Raw genomic sequence first — 24,927 nt, forward strand, 5'->3', positions numbered from 1 at the left:
CGCGTGCGGGCGTTTCGTCTCGCTTCGCTCGCTCAACGACCGAGTCCCGGTCGTTGAGCGAGGAGCGGAGCGACGAGACGAAACGTCCGCCGCGTGACTTCGAAGGAGAAGGATGCCCCGCACGATCGCGGTCAACACGTGGGTGTGGACGTCGCCGCTCACGGATGCGACGCTCGCGCCGCTCGCGCGGAAGGCCGCCGACCTCGGTTATCAGGCGCTGGAGCTGCCGCTCGAGAACGTCGGCGATTGGGAACCCGAGCTGACGCGCGAGGTCCTCGCCTCCCTCGGAATGGATGCCATCGTGATCGGCGCCATGGGGCCGGGGCGGTCGCTCCTCTCCCGCGTGGGAGACGTCGCGGCGACCCAGACGTACCTTCGTGCCTGCATCGCGGCCGCGACCGTGCTGGGCGCCGAGGTCGTGGCCGGACCGTTCTACGCGCCCACCGGCGTGACCTGGCGGATGACCCGGGAAGAGCGCGCCGCAGTCGTGCGCGAGCTGAGGGAGAACCTCGCGCCGCTAGCTACCGAGGCCGCCGACCTCGGCCTCACGCTGGCCGTCGAGCCCCTCAACCGGTACGAGACCAGCGTGCTCAACACGGTCGAGCAGAGCCTCGACGCCCTCGGGCCGCTGCTCGGGGCCGGAGTCGGACTCGCGCTCGACACGTACCACCTGAACATCGAGGAGAAGAAGCCCGCCGAGGCGATCCGTGCCGCGGGAGCAGCCATCGCGCACGTGCAGGTGTGCGGCAGCGATCGCGGCGCCGTGGGCGACGACCACACGGACTGGCCGAAGATCATGCGTGCGCTCGACGATGCGAACTACCGCGGTCCGCTCGGCCTCGAGAGCTTCACGGGGGATAACGCCACCATCGCCGTCGCGGCATCGGTCTGGCGCCCGCTCGCCGCGAGCCAGGATGAACTGGCCGCCCGCAGCATCGCCGCCCTTCGCGCATTGGAGCACGCATGAGCACCCGTCCCGTCACCCTCTTCACCGGCCAGTGGGCCGACCTTCCCTTCGAAGAGGTCGCGCGACTCGCCGCCGAGTGGGGGTACGACGGCTTGGAGGTCGCGGCATCCGGCGACCATCTTGACCTGCGGCGCGCCGACGAGGATGACGCGTACGTGGCCTCGCGCCGAGAGATCCTCGACCGGCACGGCCTGAAGGTCTTCGCGATCTCGAACCATCTCGCCGGTCAAGCCGTGTGCGATGCGCCGATCGACTTCCGGCACCAGGCCATCCTGCGCGACTACGTCTGGGGCGACGGCGATGCCGAGGGAGTGCGACAGCGCGCCGCCGACGACATGAAGCGCGCAGCCCGCGTCGCCCGCAAGCTCGACGTCGACACGGTCGTCGGCTTCACCGGGTCGTCGATCTGGCCGTATCTGGCGATGTTCCCGCCCGTGCCGGCATCCGTCATCGAGGGCGGTTTCGACGACTTCGCGGCCCGGTGGAATCCGATCCTCGACGTGTTCGACGGCGAGGGCGTGCGCTTCGCGCACGAGGTGCACCCGGGGGAGATCGCCTACGACTACTGGTCGAGCGTGCGCGCGCTCGAGGCGATAGATCACCGGAAGGCGTTCGGCTTCAACTGGGATCCGTCGCACATGATGTGGCAGAACATCGATCCGGTCGGCTTCATCGTCGACTTCGCCGATCGCATCTACCACGTCGACTGCAAGGACACCCGGATGCGTCCTCACAACGGTCGTGCCGGGGTGCTCGGCTCGCACCTGCCCTGGGGCGACCCGCGGCGTGGGTGGGACTTCGTCTCGACCGGCCACGGCGACGTGCCGTGGGAGGACGCGTTCCGCGCGCTGGACTCGATCGGCTACGACGGCCCCATCTCGATCGAGTGGGAGGATGCCGGCATGGACCGCCTGCACGGTGCTCCCGAGGCGCTCGCCTTCGTCCGGTCGCTGCTGTGGCCGACGCCCGATGCATTGTTCGATGCCGCATTCAGGAACCAGTGATGATCCAGCACACCGTCGTCTTCCGCCTCGTACACCCCGCAGGTTCCGCCGAGGAGCGCGAGTTCCTCGCGACGGGTCATGCCGTCCTGACGTCGATCCCCGGGGTCGCCGACTTCACGATCCGCCGTCAGGTGAGCGCGAAGAGCGACCTCGCGCATCAGTTCTCGATGGTGTTCGCCGACCAGCACGCCTACGACGCGTACAACGTGCATCCCGCGCACATCGCCTTCGTGTCGGAGCGCTGGGTGCCCGAAGTCGCGGACTTCCAGGAGTACGACTTCGTGGAATGAGCCCACAGGCCCGGAGACGCGCTGGCTCTACTGCTCGCGCAGCTTCACCAGGCGCTCGTGGCCCGTCTCCTCGAGCTCCGCGATCTCGTCGCGGGACTTGAGGAAGTCGGAGAACGACCGGTAGCCGAGGGCCTTCTCGCTGAACGACGGATCCATCCGACGCATGTGCGTCTTCACGGCCGAGCTGTGCAGCCACTCGTCGGCGTCGGTCTTGTCATGACCGAGGCGCAGCGCGCGTTCGAGCAGCTGCGTCGCCTCGCCCTGCTCGTCGAGCTTCGGCTCCTCGACCTTGGCCGCCGGCTTCGACTTGGCTCGCCGGGTGGTCTTGGCCTTGGGGGCGTCGGTCACCGCCTCGACGGCGGGTTCGGGCGCGGCATCCGTCGTGGGTGCTTCGACGACGGCGGCGACCGGCTTCGTGGGCCGAACGACACCCGGCAGCGAGTCGTAGGCCTCGAACTCGTCGCACGCGGCGGCGAGCGACTTGGCGGTGGAGCCGGCGACGCCGACGCCGATCACGTAGCGCCCGAGCCGCTTGCACCGCTGCGCCAGCGGCACGTAGTCGCTGTCGCCCGCGACGATCACCACGTGGGTCAGGTCGGGGAGGCGGAACATGTCCTCGACGGCGTCGACCGCGAGGCGGATGTCGGCGCCGTTCTTGGCGTAGGCGGCGGCGGGGAACAGCTGCACGAGGTCGACCGCACGGGCCACGAGCTGCGAGCGGTACACGGCGTTGACGGGGGAGGACCAGTCGGCGTACGCACGGGTCAGGACGAGGGTGCCGAAGGAGGCGGCGTAGTCGATGATCGCGCCCACCTCGATCATCGCGCGGCTGAGCCGCTCGATGACATCGGGGTCGTTCGGGTGCTCCGTGATGCGCTGGCGGTCCTTGCCGTAGGCGTTGCGGCCGTGGACCCGGTCGTACCAGGAGATGACGATGTTGTCGAAGTCGAGGTAGACCGCGACGCGGGCGTTCGTGGGCTCAGCCATGAGTGGCCTCCTCGCGGGGGTAGCGCACTCCGATCTGCGATCGGATCTCGTCGAGGGTGCCCATGATGGCGACGCTCTCGGCGATCGGCAGGATGTCGCCCTCGAGGATGCCGTCTCGCACGAGGCGCTCGGCGTTCAGCGCCTGGTACTGCATGCCGCGGCCCTCGACCTCGGACACGTACTCCTCGATGACGGTGCCGTCGGGCTGCACGACGCGGAAGCTGGTCGGCGAGTACCAGACACGATCGATGTCGATGCGGGCCGCGGTGCCGACGATGCTCGCGGCGTTCGGGCCGGCAGCGCGGGAGGAAGAGAGGGTGGTCGAGATCGCGCCGCCCTCGTGCGTCATGATCGTCGCGACCTCGGCGTCGGCACCCGTCTCGATGAGTCGACCGACGGCACGGACCTCGGTGGGGGCGCCCAGGATGTCGTGGACGAAGGAGATCGGGTAGATGCCCAGGTCGAGCAGCGCGCCGCCGCCGAGCTCGAGCGCGTTCAGGCGGTGTGCCGGGTCGGACGGCAGCAGCTGGGTGTGGTCGGCGCTGACGGCGCGGATCTCGCCGAGGGTGCCCTCGGCGATGATCTCGCGGATACGGACCATGTGCGGCAGATAGCGCGTCCACATCGCCTCGGTGACGAGCAGGCCCTTCTCGGCCGCGAGCCGCTGCAGGTCCTCCGCTTCGGCGCGGTTCAGCGTGAACGCCTTCTCCGCGATGACGTGCTTGCCGTTCTCGAGCGCGAGGCGGGCGTTCTCGTGGTGCATCGGATGCGGCGTGCCGACGTAGATGATGTCGACGTCCGGATCGGCCGCGAGCGCCTCGTACGAGGGGTGCGCGTGCGCGATGTCGAAGCGGGCCGCGAAGGCGTCAGCCGATTCCTGTGATCGTGAGCCGACCGCCACCAGATCGAGTCCTGCGGTGCGCAGATCGGATGCGAACGAGGCGGCGATGCCGCCGGTCGCGAGGATTCCCCAACGAAGACCAGTCATCATCTCAGCGTAGAGGGTGTCGGCTCGACCTACGGGACGAGGATGATCTTGCCCGGGGCGGCTCCGGATTCCACCAACTCATGGGCCTGCGCCGCCTCGGCCAGCGGAAGCTCTGGGCCGAGCTCGATCGTGAAGTCGCCGGCGGCGAGCAGTTCGACCGTCTTCGGCAGCGCCTCGGCCCGCCAGGCGAGCTCCTCCGCGGTCAGGGGCACGGGGGAACCGCCGGAGAAGGCGCGGATGCCGAACGACGCGGCATCCGGCCCCCGAACGATCGTCGCGATGCGGTCGCGATCGGCGACGAGGGCGAGCGACGTCTCGATCGCCTCGTCGGTGCCCGCGCAGTCCAGGACGACCGTGACGGGAGCAGGTGCGACGTCTCTCACGCGCTCGAGGAGGCCGGCGTCATAGGAGATCGGGATGGCGCCGAGCTCGCGCAGGAGCTCGTGGCGGGAAGGGCTCGCGGTCGCAATCACGGTCGCGCCCCAGGCCACGGCGAACTGCACGGCGAACTGGCCCACAGAGCCGGAACCGGCGTGGACCAGCAGCACATCGCCGTCGGTCACGCCGAGCGAGCGGAGCGCCTGGTACGCGGTGCCAGCCGGGATGCCGATCGCCGCGCCCTCGGACATCGTGACGGCATCGGGCAGTTTCACGAGCTTCTTGGTCGCGATCGCCAGCGCCGAGGCGTAGGTGCCGAGCGCATCGCGGATCGCGACGCGGTCGCCCACCGCGAGATCATCGACGCCGTCGCCGAGTGACTCGACCACGCCGGCGCCGTCGAAGCCGACCGGGCGCGGCTCGGTGATGTCCGGCGACGGGCGCTTGCGACTGCGCAGCTTCGCGTCGATGGGATTCACGCCCGCGGCCTCGATCCGCACGACGACCTCGCCGCGTGCCGCGACGGGGTCGGGGATCTCGATCTCATGCAGGACTGCGGGGGAGCCGAACTCGGTGTAGACGATCGCGCGTGCCATGCGATCCAGGCTACTCGCTGCGTTTCGTCTCGCTGCGCTCGCTCAACGACCGTTGCCGGCGAGCGCCTTCGTGATCCGCTGCGGCGAGACCGGCTGCGCGGTGCCGAGACGCTGCGCGAAGACGCTGATGCGGTACTCCTCCAGCAGCCAGCGCACCTCGACCAGCGCGGGCGGTGCATCGGCCGGGAGGGGGATCGTGCCGCCGGCATCCTCGAACGCCGTCGCCATCCGCTCGAACTCGGTCATGCGCGCGCGGTCCTTGCCCGGTTCTCTCGTGAGGGTCTTGAGCCGGTCGAGCATGCCCTCGAGATAACGGGGGTAGTGCGTGAGGCGCTCGACGCCCGCCGCGGAGACGAATCCCGGATGCAGGAGGCCGGACAGCTGCGTGCGGATGCCATTCAGCGGGCCGAGCAGGGCGAGGGAGTTCTGCGACTTGATGCCGCGCTCCACGTCGCGCGACTTCGTCAGGATGCGCGCGACGAGCGAGACGCAGGCGAAGAGCTCGTCGACGAGCGATGCCGAGACCGCGTCGCGCACCCGGGAGAACTCCGCTTCGCTGCGCACGATGCCCGCGCCCTGGGTCGACGCGTCGATCACGCGCCGAGCGACCGCGGCGCGACAGTCCTCGATGAGCGCCGCCGCGGACTGATACGGCGAGGCCGCGAGCGCGAGCTTCTCCTGACTGGTCAGATGCTGCTGCACGTACGACGACGGGGAGGGGACGCCCAGCAGCACGAGCCGGAGCACGCCCTTGCGGGTCGCTGCCGCCGCGGCATCCGCCGTCGATTCGACGCGCACAGAGACCGTCTTGCCCTGATCGATGATCGCCGGGTAGCCACGGACGACGCCGCCCGCGACGCGGGTGTCGAGCACCTCGGGGAGTTCGCCGAACGTCCAGGACGTGAGGCCTTCACGTTCGATCACCGCGGTGGGCGCGGCCGGGCGTTTCGTCTCGCTTCGCTCGCTCAACGACCGGTTACGAGTCGGCGCGGCGATCGACCGCGCCACGCTGCTGCGTGCCCGATCCGAGAGCGCCGTCTGCAGGGCGCGCAGATCGCGATCGCTGCCGACGACGCGGCCGCGCTCGTCGACGGCCCGGAAGTTCATCCGCAGGTGCGGCGGCACCCGCTCGTCCTCGAAATCGTTCGCCGACACCAGCTGATTCGCCAGCGGCTGGATCAGTCGTGCCAGCGTCTCCTTGAGCGTGCGCGGCGGGAGCCCATTGTGATTCTCGGGACCCTGGTCGGCCAGCTCGGCGCCGAACTTCTCGGCCCAGTCGGCCGCGGGAACCACGTGACGGCGGATGGCCTTGGGGAGGGCGCGCAGGAGACCCGTGACCAGTTCGGCGCGGAGCCCGGGCACCTGCCAGTCGAAGCCGCGATCCTCGATCTGTGCGAGCAGCGGCAGCGGCACGACCACGCTGACGCCGTCATCGGGGGCTCCCGGCTCGAACCGGTAGGCGAGCCCGAGCACCTGGTCGCCCTGGTTCCACCGCGTCGGGAACTCGTTCTGATCGGCCCTCGCCTCGTCGTCGAGCAGGTCGGCCTCGCGCATGACCAGCAGCTTGGGCGTGGTCTGCAGCGCCTCGCGCCACCAGGTCTCGAAGGAGCGCACGTCGAAGACGTCGGCGGGGATGCGCTCGTCATAGAAGCGGAACACCGCCTCGTCGCCGGCGAGGATGTCGCGGCGCCGCTCCCGCTCCTCGAGCTTCTCGAGGCGCTTGCGCAGCTCGTGGTTGCTGCGCCAGAACGCGCTGACCCGCTTGTCGATGCGCGTCGGATCCCATTCGCCCTCGACGAGCGCGTGCCGCACGAACAGCTCGCGTGATGCCGCTCGGTCGATGCGCGCGAACTGCACGCGTCGGCGCGGGATGATCTCGACACCGAACAGCGTCACCTTCTCGAACGCGACGGCGGCGCCGGAATCCTTCGACCAGTGCGGCTCGGTGACCTGCCGCTTGGCGAGGTCACCCGCAAGGGGTTCGGCCCACGCGGGGTCGATCGCGGCGACAGTCCGCGCGAACGTGCGCGAGGTCTCGACGATCTCGGCCGCCATGACCGCCTGCGGGCTCTTCTTGCGGAGCGCCGAGCCGGGGAAGATCGAGAAGCGGATGCCGCGCGCGCCGCGGTACTCGGCGATGCGGCGTCCCTTCGGCTCCTTCGCGGGGGAATGGGACTTGCCCGCCGGTGCCGTGCGCTCGTCGAGGATGCCGATCTGCGAGAGCAGGCCGGACAGCACGGCCCGATGGATCGCATCCGGGTCGCTCGCGCCCTCCTTCTCCGCGCTCTTCACCAGAGTGCTGAGCTGCCGATGCACGTCGAACCACTCGCGCACGCGCACGTAATTCAGATACTCCGAGCGGCACAGCCGCCGGAACGCGCTCGATCCGAGCTCGCGCTGCTGCTCGCGCAGGTGGTTCCAGAGGTTCAGCAGGGTGAGGAAGTCGCTGGTCGGGTCGGCGAAGCGCGCGTGCAGACGGTCGGCCTCTTCGCGGCGCTCCTCCGGTCGCTCGCGCACGTCCTGGATCGTCAGACCCGACACGATGGGCAGCAGGTCGGAGGTGACCCCGTGGCGCCGGGCCTCGATCAGCATGCGCGCGAACCGCGGATCGATCGGCATCCGTGAGATGTCGCGACCCACGCGGGTCAGGTGCGGTGCTCCGTCGCGACGCGACGGCTCCACCGCGCCGAGCTCGGTGAGCAGGTCGAAGGCCGCCTTCACGCCGCGGGAGTCGGGCGGGGTGAGGAACGGGAAGGCCGTGATGTCGCCGAAGCCGAGCGACAGCATCTGCAGGATGACCGAGGCGAGCGAGGTGCGCAGGATCTCGGGTTCGGTGAACTCCGGACGCTTGTCGAAGTCCTCCTCGGAGTAGAGGCGGATGGCGATGCCATCGCTCGTGCGTCCCGCGCGACCGGCGCGCTGGTTGGCTGAGGCCTGCGAGATCGCCTCTATCGGCAGCTGCTGCACCTTCGAGCGGTTGCTGTAGCGCGAGATGCGTGCCGTGCCCGTGTCGATCACGTAGCGGATGCCGGGAACCGTGAGGCTCGTCTCGGCGACGTTCGTGGCGAGGACCACGCGGCGTCGGACTCCGGCGACGCGCGAACGCTCGAACACCCGGTGCTGCTCGGCCGCCGACAGCCGCCCGTAGAGCGGAAGCACCTCGGTGGGGGAGCGATCCTTCGCGTAGGCGCCGCGCACGGCATCCGCCGCATCCCGGATCTCGGCCTCTCCGGGCAGGAAGACGAGCACGTCGCCCGGCTCCTCGCGATCGAGTTCGCGGAGCGCGGCGACGATCGCGGAGACCTCGTCCTCGTCCTCGGTCTCCTCTGTTTCCTCGGTCTGCGCGCGATAGCGGATCTCGACGGGGTAGGTGCGCCCGGAGACCTCGATGATGGGCGCGGGAACCGGCTCGGTCTCCGCACCGCGGGGTGGTCGGGCGAAGTGCTTCGCGAAGCTCTCCGGATCGATCGTCGCCGAGGTGATGATCACCTTGAGATCGGGGCGCTCCGGCAGGATGCGCACGAGATACCCGATCAGGAAGTCGACGTTGAGCGAGCGCTCGTGCGCCTCGTCGATGATGATCGTGTCGTAGCGGGTGAGCAGGCGATCGCGGTGGATCTCGTTGAGCAGGATGCCGTCGGTCATCAGCGCGACGCGCGTCTCGTCCGACACCTTGTCGGTGAAGCGCACCTTGTACCCGACGAGCGTGCCGAGCTCGACCTGCAGCTCCTCCGCCACGCGTTCCGCGATCGTACGAGCCGCGAGGCGGCGCGGCTGCGTGTGGGCGATGCGCTCCCGCCCGAGCTCCAGGGCGATCTTCGGCAGCTGGGTCGTCTTCCCCGAACCCGTCGCGCCGGCCACGATCACGACCTGGTTGTCGCGGATGGCGGCGGCGATCTCCTCCCGGGCAGCGCTGACGGGCAGCTCCGGCGGGTAGGAGATCAGGGGGAGGGTCGCAGACATAGCCCTCCATCGTATCGACTCACCTGTCATCACAGGTCATAGGCTGGATGCATGACCATTCCTGCACTCGAACTGAACGACGGCACCTCCATCCCGCAGCTCGGCTACGGCGTCTTCAAGGTGCCGCCGGCGGAGACCGAGCGCGCGGTGAGCGAGGCGCTCGAGCTCGGCTACCGGCACATCGACACCGCCGCGATCTACGGCAACGAAGAGGGTGTGGGCGCGGCGATCGCGGCGTCCGGCATCTCCCGCGACGAGCTCTTCATCACGACCAAGCTCTGGAACGACCGGCACCACGACGAGGAGCCGCGCGCGGCGATCGCCGAGAGCCTCGAGAAGCTCGGCCTCGAGAAGGTCGACCTGTACCTCGTGCACTGGCCCACCCCCGCGAAGGACGACTACGTCCATGCGTTCGCGAAGCTGATCGAGCTGCGCGGGGCCGGCCTCACCCGCAGCATCGGCGTCTCGAACTTCCTGGTGCCGCACCTCGAGCGCGTGGTGGACGAGACCGGTGTCACCCCGGCCGTGAACCAGATCGAGCTGCACCCCGCCTACCAGCAGCGCGATGTCGTGGCCTGGTCCGACGACCACGGCATCCGCACCGAGGCCTGGGGGCCGCTCGGTCAGGGCAAGTACGACCTGTTCGGCACACCGGCGGTGGCGGATGCCGCAGCCGCCCATGACGTCACCCCCGCACAGGCCGTGCTGCGCTGGCACCTGCAGAAGGGGATCATCGTGTTCCCGAAGTCGGTGCGCGCCGAGCGCCTGCGCGAGAACCTCGACGTGTTCGGCTTCACGCTGACCGACGACGAGGTCGCGGCGATCGACGCTCTCGACCCGCTCGACGGGTCCGGACGCGTGGGTTCGCACCCCGACGAGGTCAACTGACGTCCCGCGAAGACCGCACATGACGCCCCGTGTCGCCACTCGCGACACGGGGCGTCGTCGTGGGTACCGTCGATGGCATGACAGCTCCGTTCCGCGTCGTCGCCGTGTCGGGTTCCCTGCACGAGCCGAGCAAGACGACCGCCCTCGTCCGCGCGATCACGGCCGCCATCGGCGAACGGGCCCCGATCGAGGCGCAGCTCATCGAGCTCACGCAGATCGGTCCGGGCCTCGCCGGGGCGCTGCGCCGCGATCAGCTCTCGACCGAGGTCGAGGAGCAGCTCCGCGCGATCGAGACCGCCGATCTGCTGATCGTCGGCAGCCCCGTCTATCGGGCGTCGTTCACGGGTCTCTTCAAGCACCTCTTCGACTTCGTCGGACAGTACGACCTGGTCGGGAAGCCGGTGCTGCTCGCGGCGACCGGCGGCGGCGAGCGGCACGCGCTGATCATCGAGCACCAGCTGCGTCCGCTGTTCGGGTTCTTCCAGGCGCTCACGCTGCCGCTGGGCGTCTACGCGAGCGATACCGACTTCGACGGCTACGAGATCACATCCGAGATCCTGCAGTCGCGCATCTCCCTCGCGGCCGAACGCGCCCTGCCGCTCGTCGGCTACGCCGCGTCGCGTCCGGTCGAGCTGCTCGTCTCCTGAGGTCTGCTCCCCGTGACGCGCGCCCGCGAGCGGCGTAGCGTGAGGGGATGACCAACCGGCTCGCCGACACCCTCAGCCCGTACCTGCGGTCGCATGCCGACAATCCCGTGGACTGGTATCCGTGGGGACCGGAGGCCTTCGCCGAGGCGCAGCGCCGCGATGTCCCGCTGCTGATCTCGATCGGCTACTCGACCTGCCACTGGTGCCACGTCATGGCCCGCGAGTCGTTCGCGGATCCTGCGACCGCGGCCCTCATGAACGACGGCTTCGTCTCGGTGAAGGTCGACCGTGAGGAGCACCCCGACGTCGACGGGGCGTACATGGCCGCGGCATCCGCGTTCACCCAGAATCTGGGCTGGCCGCTGACCGTCTTCGCCACCCCGCGCGGGCGCACGTTCTACGCCGGAACCTATTGGCCACCCGAGCCGAGGCAGCCGATGCCCGCGTTCCGCGAGGTGCTCGCCGCCGTCCGCGAAGCCTGGACGCTGCGCCGCGCGCAGGCGGAGGAGTCGGCGGATGCCGTCAGCGACGCGCTCGCCCGCGCTGCCGCGACCGCGCCCTCCGACCTCCCGACGGCAGACGCGATCGCCACGGCCGCCGAATCCATCGCCGCCCGCGAGGACCGGGTGCACGGCGGTTTCGGGGGCGCCCCCAAGTTCCCGGTCGCCACGACCCTGCGGTTCCTGCAGAGCCCGCTGGTGCGGCGCGAGGCCCCGGGCGCCGCAGCATCCGCTCGACGGGCGCTGGCCGCGATGGCCGAATCCGCGCTGCGCGACGAGGACGGCGGGTTCTTCCGCTACGCCACGCAGCGGGACTGGACCGTGCCGCACTACGAGCGGATGCTGACCGACAACGCGCAGCTGCTCGACGTCGCCCTCGACGAGGGGGATGAGCGGACGGCGCGCGGGATCGCCGGATTCCTGCTGGCCTCCCTGCGACGACCGGAGGGCGGATTCGGCGCGGCACAGGACTCGGAGTCGTGGATCGACGGCGCGCGCAACGAGGGCGGGTACTACCTGCGTCCGCTGCCCGAGCGGGCTGAGCTCGAGCCCCCGGCCGTCGACGGCAAGGTCATCACCGGCTGGAACGGCATGGCGATCGGCGCTCTCGCGCGTGCCGGTGCCAGGCTCGGGGAGCCGGCGTGGGTCGACGCCGCCGTCGAAGCCGCGGAGACCGTGCTACGCGTGAATCGCGACGCCTCGGGGCGGCTCGTGCGGGCGTCGCTCGACGGTGTCGCCTCGGCCGCCGCGGTGACGGTTGCCGACCTCGCCCTGCTCGCGGACGGCATGTTCGCCCTCGCGGTGGCGACCGGTGAGGTGCGCTGGGCGTCGTCCGCCCGCGAGGTGCTCGACCAGGCGCTCGCCGGGCCGCAGAGCGATCCGCAGCTCGCAGAGCATGGCATCGCCGCCTCGCCCGATCAGACCGACGGAGACCTGCCGTCCGGGGTCGCCGCCGTCGCCGGCGCAGCGCTCACCGCCTGGCGGCTCGGTGCGGGGGAGCAGTATCGTGAGGCCGCCGTGTCGGTGGTCCGCGATCATGGCGGGCGCGGCATCGAGCAGCCCTTCGCGCACGGCAGCCTGCTGCGCGCGGCCTCGGGACTGGTCGACCCTCCGCGGCAGATCGTCGTCGTCACCGAGGATGCGTCGGGGAGCCTGGCCGATACCGCCCGCCGGGCCGACGCCGATGTCGCCGCTGTCGTCACCCCAGCGCAGGCCCGGGCATTCGCAGCCGCGGGCTTCGAACTGTTCGAGGGCAAGGCAGACGCGGCTGAACGCGCCTACGACTGCCAGGCGTTCGTGTGCCGGCTGCCCGTGAGCGATCCCCGAGACATCCCGTTCGCGCGCTGACCCCGAGCGCGCGATCAGACCCAGCCGGGCAGCCAGTTGTGAATGAGCCAGAACTCGTAGGGAACGCTCATCCCGGTCCACACCGGATAGAAGAACGCCGAGACGACCACGACGAAGCCCAGGTAGATCATCACCGTGCGCTCGCCGGACTGGCGCCGGTGCAGCGGGTCGTCCCGTGATCCGGCGATGATCCGGAGCGTCAGCGCGAGGGCGATCACGAGGAACGGCATCATCACGACCGTGTAGAACTGGAAGATCGTGCGCTCGGGGAACATCAGCCACGGGAGGTAGGTGGCGGCGAGTCCGACGAGGGGCAGACCCATCTCGGCGCCGACCGGACGACGGATGATCCAGCCGCGGACGAGCCGGTAGATCAGATAGACGGATGCCGCGACACCGCCGTACCAGATGAGCGGGTTGGGGATCGAGGAGATCACCGCGATGCAGTGGTCCGTGCCGCACGGGCCGGGATCGGTGCCCACCCATACTGCGGTGGGCCGCAGCAGGAACGGCCATTCCCAGGCGGGGCTGGCGTAGGGGTGGCCCTTGCTGAGCCCGACGTGGAACCCGAGGATCGACTGGTGGTACTTCCACAGCGCGACGAGCGGATTCGCGTCGCTCTGCCGGTCGTAGCCGCCGGCGGTGACGAGCCAGCCCGTCCAGCTGACCAGGTACACAGCGAGGGCGGGGAACACCAGCAGGACGAACGAGACCGGGCCCTGCCGGAACGCGGCGGCGGTGGGCCAGAGCACGACTCCGGCGCGACGTCGTGCCAGAGCATCCGTCACGACCACGTACAGGCCGAAGGCGGCGAGCGCGTAGAGTCCCGACCATTTCACGGCGGATGCCGCGCCGAGTGCGGCTCCGGCGGCGACCAGCCAGGGCCGACGCCAGAGGATCGGACCCCAGAACGGGTCGGGCGCCTCGGGGTCGCGTCGTTCCAGCAGCGGAATCGTCCGCTGGCGATCCAGGACGATGAACAGGGCGCCGAGCAGCAGGAAGAAGGTGAGGATGCCGTCGAGCAGCGCGATCCGGCTCATCACGATGCTGAGGCCGTCGATCGCGAGGAGCGTCCCGGCGACGGACGCGACGACGACCGATCCGCTGAGCCGCCGCGCGAGCAGGTAGACGAGGAGGACCGACCCGGCACCGAGCAGCGCCGTGGCGAGCCGCCAGCCGGCGCTGTTGTCGGGACCGCCGATCGACATCCCGAGCGCGATGAGCCACTTGCCCAGCGGCGGATGCACCACGAACGCGCCGTCGTCGGACAGCGGCAGCTCCTGCAGCGTGAGGAAGGCTTCGTTGGCCTTCTCGCCCCAGACGCCCTCGTAGCCGAGCGTCCACAGCGACCAGGCGTCCTTGACGTAGTAGGTCTCGTCGAACGCGATCTGGTGCGGATGGCCGAGGTTCACCAACCGCAGCAGGGCGGCGACCGCGGTGATGACGAGCGGCGCCAGCCAGCGGATCGCCCGGCCCCAGTCCGGGCTCTGCAGCACCCGGGAGCGGAGCTGCCCGTAGCGCGTCAGCCGGACCTCAGGGGCGGGCAGCAGAGGCACGGGCGCGGTCACCGGTCCAGCCTAGACAACGCGCCTATGCTGAGCGGGTGATCATCCTCGCTGCCACGCCGATCGGAAATCTCGGGGACGTCTCCCGTCGCCTCGTCGAGGTGCTGGAGAACGCCAAGACGATCGTGGCGGAAGACACGCGCACCACGCAGAAGCTCCTGAAGGCTCTGCAGATCGACAACCGTCCGCGGCTGATCGCCCTTCACGATCACAACGAGAAGCAGAAGGCGGCCGAGATCGCCGCGCTCGCCGCGGAGTCGGATGTCGTGGTGATGAGCGACGCGGGAATGCCCACGGTCAGCGATCCCGGCTACGGGCTGGTGGCCGAGGCTGTCGCCCAGGGCGTCACCGTGACCGCGATCCCCGGTCCGAGCGCCGTGCTGATGGCCCTCGCGATCTCGGGCCTGCCGACCGATCGCTTCACGTTCGAGGGCTTCCTTCCGCGCAAGCCGGGGGAGCGGCGCTCCGTGCTGCGGGCCCTCGCCGCCGAGCCGCGCACCATGGTCTTCTTCGAATCGCCCGCCCGGCTCGCGAGCGCCCTGGCCGACATGGGCACCGCCTTCGGCGACGTGCGACGGATCGCGGTGTGCCGCGAGCTGACGAAGTTCTACGAGGAGGTGCGCCGGGGCACGGCATCCGAGCTCGTCGCCTGGGCCGAGAACGGCGTGAAGGGCGAAATCGTCGTGGTCATCGAGGGCGCGACGCGTCGGGACGCCTCGCCGGAAGACGCCCTTGCCCAGGTGCAGAAGCTGGTCGCCGACGGCATCCGCCTGAAGGATGCCGCGTCCGAGGTCGCAGCGCTCACCGGGGTGTCCTCCCGCGATCTTTACCAGGCCGCGCTGGCGGCCCGCACGGCATGACTCGGGCCGATCCTGCGGACGCGGTGATCGCGGGCGCCTACGACGCCAGAGCCAGCGAGTACATCCGGATGGCAGGCAGCGTCGAGCAGATGGATGCTCGCGACCGTGATCTGATCTCGCGCTGGCGCGACGCGACGCCTGGCCGGCTTCTGGATGCCGGGTGCGGGCCGGGTCACTGGACCGATCTCCTCGACGATGGTCATCGTGAAGCATCCGGCGTCGACATCTCCGAAGCCTTCCTCGACGCTGCGCGTTCTCGATACCCGCACCTGACGTTCTCCAACGCCTCGCTGCGGGGGCTTCCCGTCGCGGATGCGTCGCTCGGTGGCATCCTCGCCTGGTACTCGCTCATCCACACCCATCCCGCGGACGTTCCCGCCGTGCTCGCGGAGTTCGCACGCGTGCTCGCGCCCGGGGGCAGCCTGCTGCTCGGCGTCTTCATCGGCGAGCCGCGTGAGCCGTTCGGCCACGCCGTGACGACGGCGTATTCCTGGTCGGCGGATGCTCTGGAGGAGCTGCTGACGGATGCCGGATTCGAGGCCGTCTTCCGGGAACGGCGCGAGCGCGAGCCGGGGGAGATCAGCGCGCGCCCGCACGGAGCCCTGATCGCGCGCCGGGTACCCTGGGCACGATGACGGGAAAGAAGGGCACGATCGTGAGCAAGGCGGCGACGGTGTACGACGTCGCGGACCGCGCCGGCGTCTCGATCGCCACGGTCTCGCGTGTGCTGCGCTCGCCGGATGCCGTGCGCCCGGTGACCCGCGAGCGCGTGCTCGACGCGGTCACCGCCCTCGGCTACGTCCCGAGCGGCAGCGCGCGCGGGCTCGCCGAGCGGCGCACCGGCGTGCTCGGGCTGTACTTCCCCGGGTTCGACGCCGCCGAGGAAGCTCCGGCTTTCGACGTGCTCTCCTCGGCCGCGGATTCGCTCCCTCCGTTCACCGTCGTCGACGAGGAGGCGGATGCCGAGGGCGAGCCCCCGCATCCGACCATGCTCTTCCTCGACGAGGTGCTCCGCGGTGCGGAGCTGGAGGCCTGGAAGCAGGGCTTCGTGCTCATGGTGGGCGTCGGGCGGAACGACCCCGACCGCTCGACCGTGCGCGACATGGCGGGCCGTGTGGACGGTCTCGTGGTCCTGGCCAGCAGCGTGCCCGACGATGTCCTCGCCCGCCTGGCGCGGCGGATTCCGGTCGTGGTGCTCTCGGGGCCGCCCCGCGGCGACAGCTACGACCATGTGACCGTCGGCAACGCCGAGGCCATGGCGGAGCTCACGCGACGGGTCCTCGAGCAGACCGGCGGCGCGGCACCCGCCTTCCTCGCCGGGCCCGACGACTCGCCCGACGGCATCGAGCGCTGGGACGGATTCTCGCGAGCCGTCGATGACGCCGGACTCTCCGTCGCCGACATCACGCGTCTGCGCGGTGACTTCACCCGCGCGTCCGGACGCCGGGCCGCCGAGAAGCTGATCGCGGACGGCCTTCCGGCAGCTCTCATCTCGGCCAACGACCAGATGGCCCTCGGCGCTCTCGACGCGTTCCGCGCGGCGGGGGCGTCGGTGCCGGAAGACCTGATCGTCACGGGTTTCGACGGCATCGAAGCGGCGGCTCTCTCGAGTCCGCGGCTCACGACGGTGCGGCAGCCGATGATCGAACTCGGACGAGCCGCCGTGCAGGTTCTCGCGCGTCGGCTGGAGCAGCCGGACTCCGCCCCCGTGGCCGTGCGTCTGCCCCTCGAGATCGTCGTCCGCGAAAGCTCTCTGCGCTCTCGCTGATCTCCTCGCCAGGGTGCTGGGGGCTTGCGGCGCAGAAATGTATGCGCTTACACTGGCGGCATGGTGACAAGGTTGTCGAAAACGGACAGAGTGTCGAAGACGAACATGTTCCGACGCTGGCGGAGAGCCGCGGTCGTCGCGCTCGCCGGCGCAGCCGTCGTCCTGAGCGGATGCAGCATCCAGATCACGTCGCAGCCCGATCCTTCGATCGGCGACGACACGATGCTGATCAACGCCGACAAGGGCAATCCGTTCTTCACGCAGAACTTCAACCCGTATCTGACGAACACGCGTACGGCATCGCGCTGGATCTATGAGCCGCTGATCCTGATGAACAATCTCGACGGATCGCTGCAGCCCTGGCTCGCGACGGAGTGGGAGCAGCCCGATGCCCGCACGATCGTGATGACTCTTCGCGACGACGTCACCTGGAGCGACGGCGAGGCGTTCACCGTCGACGACGTGGCCTTCACCTTCCAGATGCTCAAAGACAATCCGTCGCTCGACATCAAGGGCGCCTGGCAGCATATCGAGACCGTCGAGACCGACGGCGACACCGTCACCCTCCACCTGCAGGGCGACGACGCCCCGGCGCTGACGATCCTCGGACAGACCATGATCGTTCCCGAGCACCTCTGGACGGACGTCGAGGACCCGGGCACCTATCGCAACGAGAACCCCGTCGGCACCGGCCCGTTCGTGCTCGGCAACTACAACGACCAGCAGTACTCGGTGGACAAGAACCCCGACTACTGGCAGGCCGACGAGATCGAGATCGAGCACATCATCCTGCCCGCCACGAACTCCCAGCTCGACACCGTCAGCCGCGGCTACGACTGGTCCTACTCGTTCATCTCCGACGTGGAGGGCACGTGGGGCGCCGCGAGTCCCGACAACAAATGGTGGTTCCCGCCGGGCGGCGTGATCGCGCTGCTGCCGAACCTCGAGGTCGCGCCGTTCGACGACGTGAACATCCGCCGCGGCATCGCGCTCTCCCTCGACCGCGAGGAGATCGCCGAGACGGCATCCGAGGGGTACATGGAGCCCGCAGGGCAGACCGGCCTCATCCTGCCGAACCAGGAGGAGTACCTCGATCCCGCCATCCCGGATCAGGGCATGATCACGCAGGACGCGGATGCCGCGCTGGCGGCGTTCGCACAGGCGGGGTACACGCTCGACGGCGACCGCCTCGTCGGTGAAGACGGCGAGCAGCTCGAGTTCGCCATCACGACTGCCAACGGCTATTCGGACTGGACCAGAGCCGCGCAGACCGTGCAGCGGCAGCTCGCCGAGGTCGGCGTCAAGGTCTCGCTGAAGCTCCCGCAGCCCGCGGGATACCAGAGCGCGATCAGCAACGGCGACTTCGAGATGGCGATCGGCGGCATGGGCGGCGGAGACGTCTACCAGGCCTACAACAACCTGCTCTCCAGCCAGTTCTACGTGCCCTCGGGCGAGGCGACCGCGAACAACTTCGAGCGCTATCGGTCGGAGGAGGCGGATGCGCTTCTCGCGGAGTACCGCGGAACCGTCGATCCCGAACGTCAGGCCGAGATCGTGCGGGAGCTGCAGGGCATCGTCTACGACGATCTGCCGGTCATCGGCCTCTACTACGGCGGAATCTGGGGTCTGTTCAACGATGCCAAGTTCACCGGCTGGCCGTCCGAGGAGGACCCGTACATGATCCCGCAGAACTACGACAACGCTCCTCTCGGGATCTTCCCCCACCTGAAGCGCGCGAACGGAGACGATCAGTGAAGTACGTCCTCGAGAAGCTCGGCCTGTTCCTGCTGACCCTGTGGGCGGCGGTCACCCTGAACTTCTTCCTCCCGCGGTTGATGCCTGGCTCTCCCGCGGATGCGGCGATCGCCAAGCTCGCGCAGAACGGCCCGGTCTCCGACGCCACCCGCGCGGCGATCGAAGCGCAGCTCGGCGTTCCGACGGGATCGATGTGGGACCAGTACGTGGCCTACCTCGGTCAGGTCGTCCGGCTCGACTTCGGCGTCTCGTACACCTTCTACCCGCAGACGGTGTCGAGCATGGTCTCGACCGCCCTGCCGTACACGATCGGGCTCGTCGGCATCGTCACGATCCTCGCCTTCGTGATCGGCACCCTCATCGGGGTCGCCGCGGCCTGGCGCCGACGCACGTGGCTCGACAGCCTGCCGACCCTCACCGGCTCTTTCCTCAGCACGTTCCCCTACTTCTGGACCGCGCTGCTGCTGCTGTTCTTCTTCGGCTACGTGCTGCACTGGTTCCCGACGACCGGCGCCTACTCGGCGACTTCGACACCGGGCTTCACCTGGGAGTTCATCGGCGACCTGCTCCTGCACGCGGTGCTTCCCGCAGTGACCATCCTGCTCACCTCGCTCGGCGGCTGGATCATCGGGATGCGCAACGCGATGATCAACACGCTCGGCGACGACTACATCACCTTCGCCGAAGCGAACGGCCTGCACGGCCGCACGATCGCGCTCCGGTACGCGGCGCGCAATGCGATCCTGCCGAACCTCACCGGGTTCGGGCTCACGCTCGGCGGCGTCGTCGGCGGATCCATCCTCGTGGAGCAGGTGTTCGGCTATCCCGGCATCGGATATCTGCTCTTCAACGCCGTGATCGGGCAGGACTACCCGCTCATGCAGGCGCTCTTCCTGATGATCACCGTGAGCGTGCTCATCGCCAACTTCCTCGTGGACATCCTCTACGGGGTACTCGACCCGAGGACTCGCCGATGATGATCCTTCCTCTTCCCATCCGTCTGCACTGCGTACTCGACCCGAGGACTCGCCGATGACCTCCACCATGAACGTCAAGATCCCGGCCGACCGCATCGCCGCCCCCAGCCCCTGGCGGGCGTTCGGGCGGATGGTCGGCACCCTCTGGTCGAACGGGAAGGCGCGCCTGGGTCTCTGCATCCTCGCGTTCTTCGTCCTGGTTGCGGTGTTCGCTCCGCTGCTCGCGCCTTACGGGCCCAAGGACAACAGCTTCGAGCGCAACCTCGACTCCTCCTGGGAGCACTGGCTCGGGACGACGGCCGCCGGGGAGGACGTGCTCAGCCAGCTCATCTTCGGCGCGCAGGTCAGCCTGCTCGTCGGTTTCGCTGCCGGCATCCTCTCCACGATCGTCGCGATCCTGATCGGTCTCAGCTGGGGGTACATGCGCGGATTCGGCGGCGACGTCGTCGGCTTCATCGTCAACCTGTTCCTGGTGATCCCCGGTCTGCCGCTCATGATCGTGATCGCCGCGTATCTGCAGAACGGCGGCATCCTGATGATCATCGCCGTCATCGTGGTCACCGGATGGGCGTGGGGTGCGCGAGTGCTCCGTAGTCAGACGCAGTCGCTCCGCGGGAACGACTTCGTCACCTCGGCGCAGTTCTCCGGCGACAGCAGGGCGCGCATCATCTTCCGCGAGATCCTGCCGAACATGACGTCGATCATCGCCGGCACCCTCTTCGGGGCGGCCACCGCGGCGATCCTCGCCGAGGCCGGACTGGAGTTCCTCGGTCTCGGCGACTCCAGCATCGTCAGCTGGGGCACGATGCTCTACTGGGCGCAGAACTCCAACTCGCTGCTCACCGGGCAGTGGCTGCTGCTGTTCGCCCCCGGTCTCTGCATAGCGCTGCTGGCGCTGAGCCTCACACTCATCAACTTCGGCGTGGACGGCATATCCAACCCGCGCCTGCGAGAGGGGAAGGGACGATGACCGTCTCCGACAACATGTCTGCCGAACAGAGCGACATCCTGCTCGACGTGCAGGACCTCTCGGTCGAATACGCCTCGCCCGGCACGACTCCGGTGACCGCCGTGCACGACGTGTCGTTCACGCTGCGACGCGGCGAGTTCGTCGGCCTGGTCGGCGAGTCCGGCTCGGGCAAGTCCACGCTGGGCTTCGCGCTCACGCGCCTGCAGAAGCCGCCGGCTCGCATCAACGGTGGTCGCATCCTCTTCGGCGGCCGCGACATCCGCGAGCTGGGCACCGAAGAGCTCCGGCAGCAGCGACAGGGCGGCTTCGCGATGGTGCTGCAGTCGGGCATGAACGCGCTCAACCCGGTGCGGACGATCGGCTCCCATTTCCAGGACATCTTCGCCGCGCACGGACACGTGCCGCGCGAAGCGCGCGATGCGCGTGCCAGGGAACTGATCGGCAAGGTCGGTCTCCAGGCCGAGGTGCTGGGACGGTACCCGGGAGAGCTCTCCGGCGGCATGCGCCAGCGGGCGTCCATCGCGCTCGCGCTGTCGCTCGAACCGCAGCTCATGGTGTTCGACGAGCCGACGACCGCGCTCGACGTTCTCGTGCAGCACGCCGTGATGGACACCATCAAGGAGCTGCAGCGCACGGAGCACTTCACCGCGATCCTGATCAGCCATGACCTCGGCATCGTCCTCGAGGCCACCGATCGTGTGATGGTCATGCACGAGGGCCGGATCGTCGAGGATGCTCCGAGCCGGAAGATCCTCGACGATCCGAGTGACGAGTACACGCGGATGCTGCTGAGCCACTACGCCGATCCGCGGGCGAAGACGATCTCGATCCCGGGCTTCGTCGACCTCGGCACGCGGCGACGCGAGGGCCGCTCCCGGACCGACGTCACGGAGACCGTGCCGACCGTGTCCGAGCGCGACACCCGACGGGCGGACGCGGCGATCGTGGTCGAGGGTGTGTCGAAGCACTACCCGGCACCGCGCCGCGGGCAGGAAGCCGTCACCGCGGTCGACGACGTGTCGTTCCGGTTGGAGCCGGGCGAGGCGCTCGCCCTCGTCGGAGCATCCGGATCGGGGAAGTCCACCATCGCGAAGCTGATCACCGGCGTCGAGAAGCCGAGTTCCGGTTCGGTGCGATTCGGTGACACCGACGTCGCCTCGTTGAAGCGGCGGGGACTGCGCGACCTGCGCAAGGACGTGCAGATGGTGTTCCAGGATCCGTACGCGGCGTTGAACCCGCTGCACACGGTCGAATACGCGCTCACCCGCCCGGTCATGAACTACACGAAGCTGCGCGGCCAGGAGGCGCGGGCGCGAGTGCTCGAGCTTCTCGAGACCGTGGGCCTCACGCCGGTCGAGCAGTTCGCGGCGAAGCTGCCGCACCAGCTCTCCGGAGGGCAGCGCCAGCGCGTCGTGATCGCCAGGGCGCTCGCGAGCGACCCGCAGGTGCTGATCGCCGATGAGCCCGTGTCGATGCTCGACGTCTCGCTCCGCGCCGGAGTGCTGGCACTGCTCGAGGATCTGCGCGAGCGCTGGGGCATCAGCATGCTCTACATCACGCACGACCTGCTGAGCGCGCGCCTCGTGACCGAGAACATCCTGGTGCTGAACAGCGGACGGGTCGTCGAGCGAGGCGAGACCTCGCAGGTGCTGCAGCATCCGGAGGACCCGTACACGATCCAGCTGCTGGACGCCGTGCCCAATCCCGCTCGAATTCGATAGAACGACCGAAAGGAGCACTCGTGCTCACATTCCCTGACGGCTTTCTCTGGGGAGCTGCGACCGCGGCCCATCAGGTGGAGGGGAACAACACGACCAGCAACTGGTGGACCATGGAGCACGCTCCGGGTTCGTCGATGGTGGAGCCCTCCGGCGACGCCGCGGATCACTTCCACCGGTACCCGGAGGACATGCGCCTGCTGGCGGATGCCGGGCTCAACTCCTACCGGTTCTCGGTGGAGTGGGCGCGCATAGAGCCGGAGCGCGGGTTCGTCTCGCGCGCCATGCTCGACCACTACCGCCGCATGATCGACACCGCCCGCGAGAACGGGCTCGACCCGACGGTCACCCTGATGCACTTCACCGTGCCGCAGTGGTTCCAGAAGGACGGCTTCTGGCGGGCCGATGACGCGGTCGACCTCTTCGCGCGCTACGTCGAGACGGTGCTGCCGATCCTCGACGGTGTGCGGTACGTCTGCACGATCAACGAGCCCAACATCGCGGCGATGCTCGCCGGGGGAGAGGATGCCGCGAACCTCGTGGCCTTCGGTCTGCCCAACCCCGACCTCGCGGTCGCGGACACGCTGCTCGACGCCCACCACCGGGCATCCGAGATCCTGCACTCCGTCGCAGGCGTCCAGGCCGGCTGGACCATCGCGACGCAGGCCTTCCACTCCACCGGCGAGCCGGGTGCGGACGAGATGGTCGCCACCTACGGCGATCCGCGTGACCACTGGTACCTCGACCAGTCCGCCGGCGACGACTTCGTCGGCGTGCAGGCATACACCCGCACGTTCATCGGTCCGGAGGGGCCGCGACCGGTCGCGGACGACGCCGAGACCACGCTCACCGGCTGGGAATTCTTCCCCGAGGCGCTCGAGCTGGGCGTGCGCAGCGCCTGGGAGCGCAGCGGCGGTGTGCCGGTGCTCGTGACCGAGAACGGCATCGCGACCGCCGACGACGCACGCCGGATCGCCTACACGCAGGGTGCGCTCGAGGGTCTGCATCGGGCGATCTCCGACGGCATCGACGTGCGGGCGTACCAGCACTGGAGCGCGCTCGACAACTACGAGTGGGCGAGCGGCTTCGCGCCGACGTTCGGGCTGATCGGCTTCGACCACGAGACGTTCGCGCGCTCGCCGAAGCCGAGCCTCGCGTGGCTCGGCGAGGTCGCGAGGCGTAACGGCCTGTGACATAGACAGCGGGGTTACGCTCGGGACATGACCCACGCGAACCGCGAGAAGCGGGATGACCGGCTGCGCGCGGCGGCCGCGGGCTTGAGCGCCGCGGTCGTCGGCGTCGGCGCGGCGGAGCTGGTAGCGGCGATCGTCGAGCCGGCCGCCAGTCCCTTCGCCGTGATCGGGAGCGGGCTCATCGACCTCGCGCCGAGCTGGGCGAAGGACACGGCGATCGCGCTGTTCGGCACGGGCGACAAGGTGGCGCTGCTGGTGGGCATCGCGATCGTTCTCGCGGTCGTCGCCGCACTCGCCGGCGTTCTCGAGCTGCGACGCTCGGGCGTCGGCGCGGTGATCCTCGGGGCCCTCGGTGCCCTGGCCGTCGTCGCTGCGATGATCCGCCCCGGAGCTGGACCTTTCGCGTTCCTGCCGGGGATCGTCGCGGGGCTCGTCGCCGTGCTCGTCCTGCAGTTCCTCATCCGGCGGCTGCGCCCCGTCGCCGGACTCCCGGTCGACGGCGCGGATCGTCGACGTTTCCTCGTCTGGACCGCCGGTGCGGCGGCCGTCGGTGTCGCAACTCTGATCGTCGGCAATGTCGCCCGCGGGGCGACCCGGTCGATCGAGGCGGTCCGCGACGCGTTGCGCCTTCCGTCGGCGGCCCGCAAGGCCGCGGCCGTTTCCGCGGGTGCCGAGCTCGACATCCTCGGCCTCGCCCCCGTGGTGACGCCGAATGCCGACTTCTACCGGATCGACACGGCGTTGATCGTGCCCAGGATCGACCCCGCCGACTGGTCGCTGCGCATCCACGGCATGGTCGACCGCGAGGTCGTGATCTCGTGGGACGAGCTGCTCGCGCTGCCGATGCAGGAGGCGGATGTCACCCTCGCCTGCGTCTCGAACGAGGTCGGCGGCTCGCTGATCGGGAACGCGCGCTGGCTCGGGCATCCGATCCGGGAACTCCTCGCTCGTGCCGGCGTCTCGGCGGATGCCGACATGGTGCTGTCGACCTCGTCGGACGGGTTCACGGCGTCCACTCCGCTCGAGGCTCTCACCGACGACCGCGACTCCCTGCTCGCGGTCGGCATGAACGGCGAACCGCTGCCGCTGGAACACGGGTTCCCGGTGCGGATGGTGGTGCCGGGGCTCTACGGCTACGTCTCGGCGACCAAGTGGGTCACCCAGCTCGAGGTCACGCGCTTCGATCGGGCCCAGGCCTACTGGACCCCTCGCGGGTGGTCCGAGCGCGGGCCGATCAAGCTGCAGTCGCGCATCGACGTGCCCCGCGGTTCGGTCGACGCGGGCGAGACCGTGATCGCCGGCATGGCCTGGCAGCAGCACGTCGGCGTCGAGGGCGTCGAGGTCCGCATCGACGACGGCGAGTGGCAGCGCGCAGAGCTCGCGACGGCGATCTCGGATGACACCTGGGTGCAGTGGAGCGTCCCGTGGACCGCGGAGAGCGGTCGGCACTCGATCGAGTGCCGCGCGATCGGCGCGGAGGGGGAGACGCAGACTCCCGATCGGGCAGCTCCCGCGCCGGACGGAGCCCAGGGCTGGCACCGCATCGAGGTTTCGGTGGGCGCGTAA

At 69.5% G+C, this 24,927-nt stretch carries 20 protein-coding genes; 15 read left to right on the forward strand and 5 right to left on the reverse strand.

The annotated features are described in order from the left end of the window. The first annotated feature begins 112 nt into the window (after positions 1–112). Genes RS85_RS08015 through RS85_RS08025 form a run of 3 tightly spaced genes read left to right on the forward strand, consistent with a single transcriptional unit; the run spans position 113 to position 2,261 of the window. A complete protein-coding gene (locus RS85_RS08015) occupies positions 113–967 on the forward strand; it encodes a sugar phosphate isomerase/epimerase family protein (protein WP_046012916.1) in 855 nt (284 codons plus the stop codon). Continuing rightward, on the forward strand, positions 964–1,971 hold the full coding sequence (locus RS85_RS08020; protein ID WP_046012917.1) for a sugar phosphate isomerase/epimerase family protein: 1,008 nt from the start codon (positions 964–966) through the stop codon (positions 1,969–1,971). The genes RS85_RS08015 and RS85_RS08020 overlap by 4 nt, the downstream gene beginning before the upstream one ends. Next, on the forward strand, positions 1,971–2,261 hold the full coding sequence (locus RS85_RS08025) for a Dabb family protein (protein ID WP_046012918.1): 291 nt from the start codon (positions 1,971–1,973) through the stop codon (positions 2,259–2,261). Before RS85_RS08020 ends, RS85_RS08025 begins: the two co-directional genes overlap by 1 nt. Positions 2,262–2,288: 27 nt before the next feature. Here RS85_RS08025 and RS85_RS08030 read toward each other — a convergent pair whose 3' ends face one another. The 4 genes from RS85_RS08030 to hrpA are packed head-to-tail and all read right to left on the reverse strand — an operon-like array spanning position 2,289 to position 9,173. Next, complete coding sequence (locus RS85_RS08030; protein WP_046012919.1) at positions 2,289–3,248, reverse strand: NYN domain-containing protein; 960 nt, start codon at positions 3,246–3,248, stop codon at positions 2,289–2,291. Further along, positions 3,241–4,236, reverse strand: a complete 996-nt coding sequence (locus RS85_RS08035; RefSeq protein ID WP_046012920.1) for a Gfo/Idh/MocA family protein — start codon at positions 4,234–4,236, stop codon at positions 3,241–3,243. The genes RS85_RS08030 and RS85_RS08035 overlap by 8 nt, the downstream gene beginning before the upstream one ends. Positions 4,237–4,265: 29 nt before the next feature. Then, positions 4,266–5,210: an NADP-dependent oxidoreductase gene (locus RS85_RS08040; protein ID WP_046012921.1), complete on the reverse strand. Its 945-nt coding sequence runs from the start codon at positions 5,208–5,210 to the stop codon at positions 4,266–4,268. Positions 5,211–5,252: 42 nt separating this feature from the next. After that, positions 5,253–9,173, reverse strand: coding sequence for an ATP-dependent RNA helicase HrpA (hrpA, locus tag RS85_RS08045; RefSeq protein WP_046012922.1), 3,921 nt, complete (start codon positions 9,171–9,173; stop codon positions 5,253–5,255). 51 nt (positions 9,174–9,224) lie between these two features. Between hrpA and RS85_RS08050 the strand changes: the two genes are divergently transcribed. The 3 genes from RS85_RS08050 to RS85_RS08060 all read left to right on the forward strand — a co-directional run bounded on the left by RS85_RS08050 (position 9,225) and on the right by RS85_RS08060 (position 12,555). After that, the gene (locus RS85_RS08050) at positions 9,225–10,061 is read left to right on the forward strand and encodes an aldo/keto reductase (protein WP_046012923.1); all 837 of its coding nucleotides are present in this window, start codon (positions 9,225–9,227) and stop codon (positions 10,059–10,061) included. Between the two features lie 77 nt (positions 10,062–10,138). Then, a complete protein-coding gene (gene msuE, locus RS85_RS08055) occupies positions 10,139–10,708 on the forward strand; it encodes an FMN reductase (protein ID WP_046012924.1) in 570 nt (189 codons plus the stop codon). Positions 10,709–10,755: 47 nt separating this feature from the next. Next, entirely contained in the window at positions 10,756–12,555 is a 1,800-nt protein-coding gene (locus RS85_RS08060; RefSeq protein WP_046012925.1) for a thioredoxin domain-containing protein, read from the forward strand. Between the two features lie 14 nt (positions 12,556–12,569). Here RS85_RS08060 and RS85_RS08065 read toward each other — a convergent pair whose 3' ends face one another. After that, entirely contained in the window at positions 12,570–14,123 is a 1,554-nt protein-coding gene (locus RS85_RS08065) for a dolichyl-phosphate-mannose--protein mannosyltransferase (RefSeq protein WP_052703482.1), read from the reverse strand. Positions 14,124–14,158: 35 nt separating this feature from the next. Between RS85_RS08065 and rsmI the strand changes: the two genes are divergently transcribed. From rsmI to RS85_RS08110, 9 genes are all read left to right on the forward strand, one after another. Further along, entirely contained in the window at positions 14,159–14,980 is an 822-nt protein-coding gene (rsmI, locus tag RS85_RS08070) for a 16S rRNA (cytidine(1402)-2'-O)-methyltransferase (RefSeq protein WP_046012926.1), read from the forward strand. Further along, complete coding sequence (locus RS85_RS08075; RefSeq protein ID WP_046012927.1) at positions 14,977–15,615, forward strand: class I SAM-dependent methyltransferase; 639 nt, start codon at positions 14,977–14,979, stop codon at positions 15,613–15,615. The genes rsmI and RS85_RS08075 overlap by 4 nt, the downstream gene beginning before the upstream one ends. Next, positions 15,612–16,748, forward strand: a complete 1,137-nt coding sequence (locus tag RS85_RS08080; protein ID WP_052703483.1) for a LacI family DNA-binding transcriptional regulator — start codon at positions 15,612–15,614, stop codon at positions 16,746–16,748. Before RS85_RS08075 ends, RS85_RS08080 begins: the two co-directional genes overlap by 4 nt. Positions 16,749–16,838: 90 nt before the next feature. After that, the gene (locus RS85_RS08085; protein WP_235282380.1) at positions 16,839–18,503 is read left to right on the forward strand and encodes an ABC transporter substrate-binding protein; all 1,665 of its coding nucleotides are present in this window, start codon (positions 16,839–16,841) and stop codon (positions 18,501–18,503) included. After that, entirely contained in the window at positions 18,500–19,480 is a 981-nt protein-coding gene (locus RS85_RS08090) for an ABC transporter permease (RefSeq protein WP_046012928.1), read from the forward strand. Before RS85_RS08085 ends, RS85_RS08090 begins: the two co-directional genes overlap by 4 nt. A gap of 55 nt (positions 19,481–19,535) precedes the next feature. Next, positions 19,536–20,450: an ABC transporter permease gene (locus RS85_RS08095; RefSeq protein WP_046012929.1), complete on the forward strand. Its 915-nt coding sequence runs from the start codon at positions 19,536–19,538 to the stop codon at positions 20,448–20,450. Next, positions 20,447–22,171, forward strand: coding sequence for an ABC transporter ATP-binding protein (locus RS85_RS08100; protein ID WP_052703484.1), 1,725 nt, complete (start codon positions 20,447–20,449; stop codon positions 22,169–22,171). Before RS85_RS08095 ends, RS85_RS08100 begins: the two co-directional genes overlap by 4 nt. A gap of 20 nt (positions 22,172–22,191) precedes the next feature. Beyond that, entirely contained in the window at positions 22,192–23,361 is a 1,170-nt protein-coding gene (locus tag RS85_RS08105; protein ID WP_046012930.1) for a glycoside hydrolase family 1 protein, read from the forward strand. Positions 23,362–23,388: 27 nt separating this feature from the next. After that, entirely contained in the window at positions 23,389–24,927 is a 1,539-nt protein-coding gene (locus RS85_RS08110) for a molybdopterin-dependent oxidoreductase (protein ID WP_046012931.1), read from the forward strand.

The sequence above is a fragment of the Microbacterium sp. SA39 genome (assembly GCF_000967865.1).
Lineage (GTDB): Bacteria > Actinomycetota > Actinomycetes > Actinomycetales > Microbacteriaceae > Microbacterium.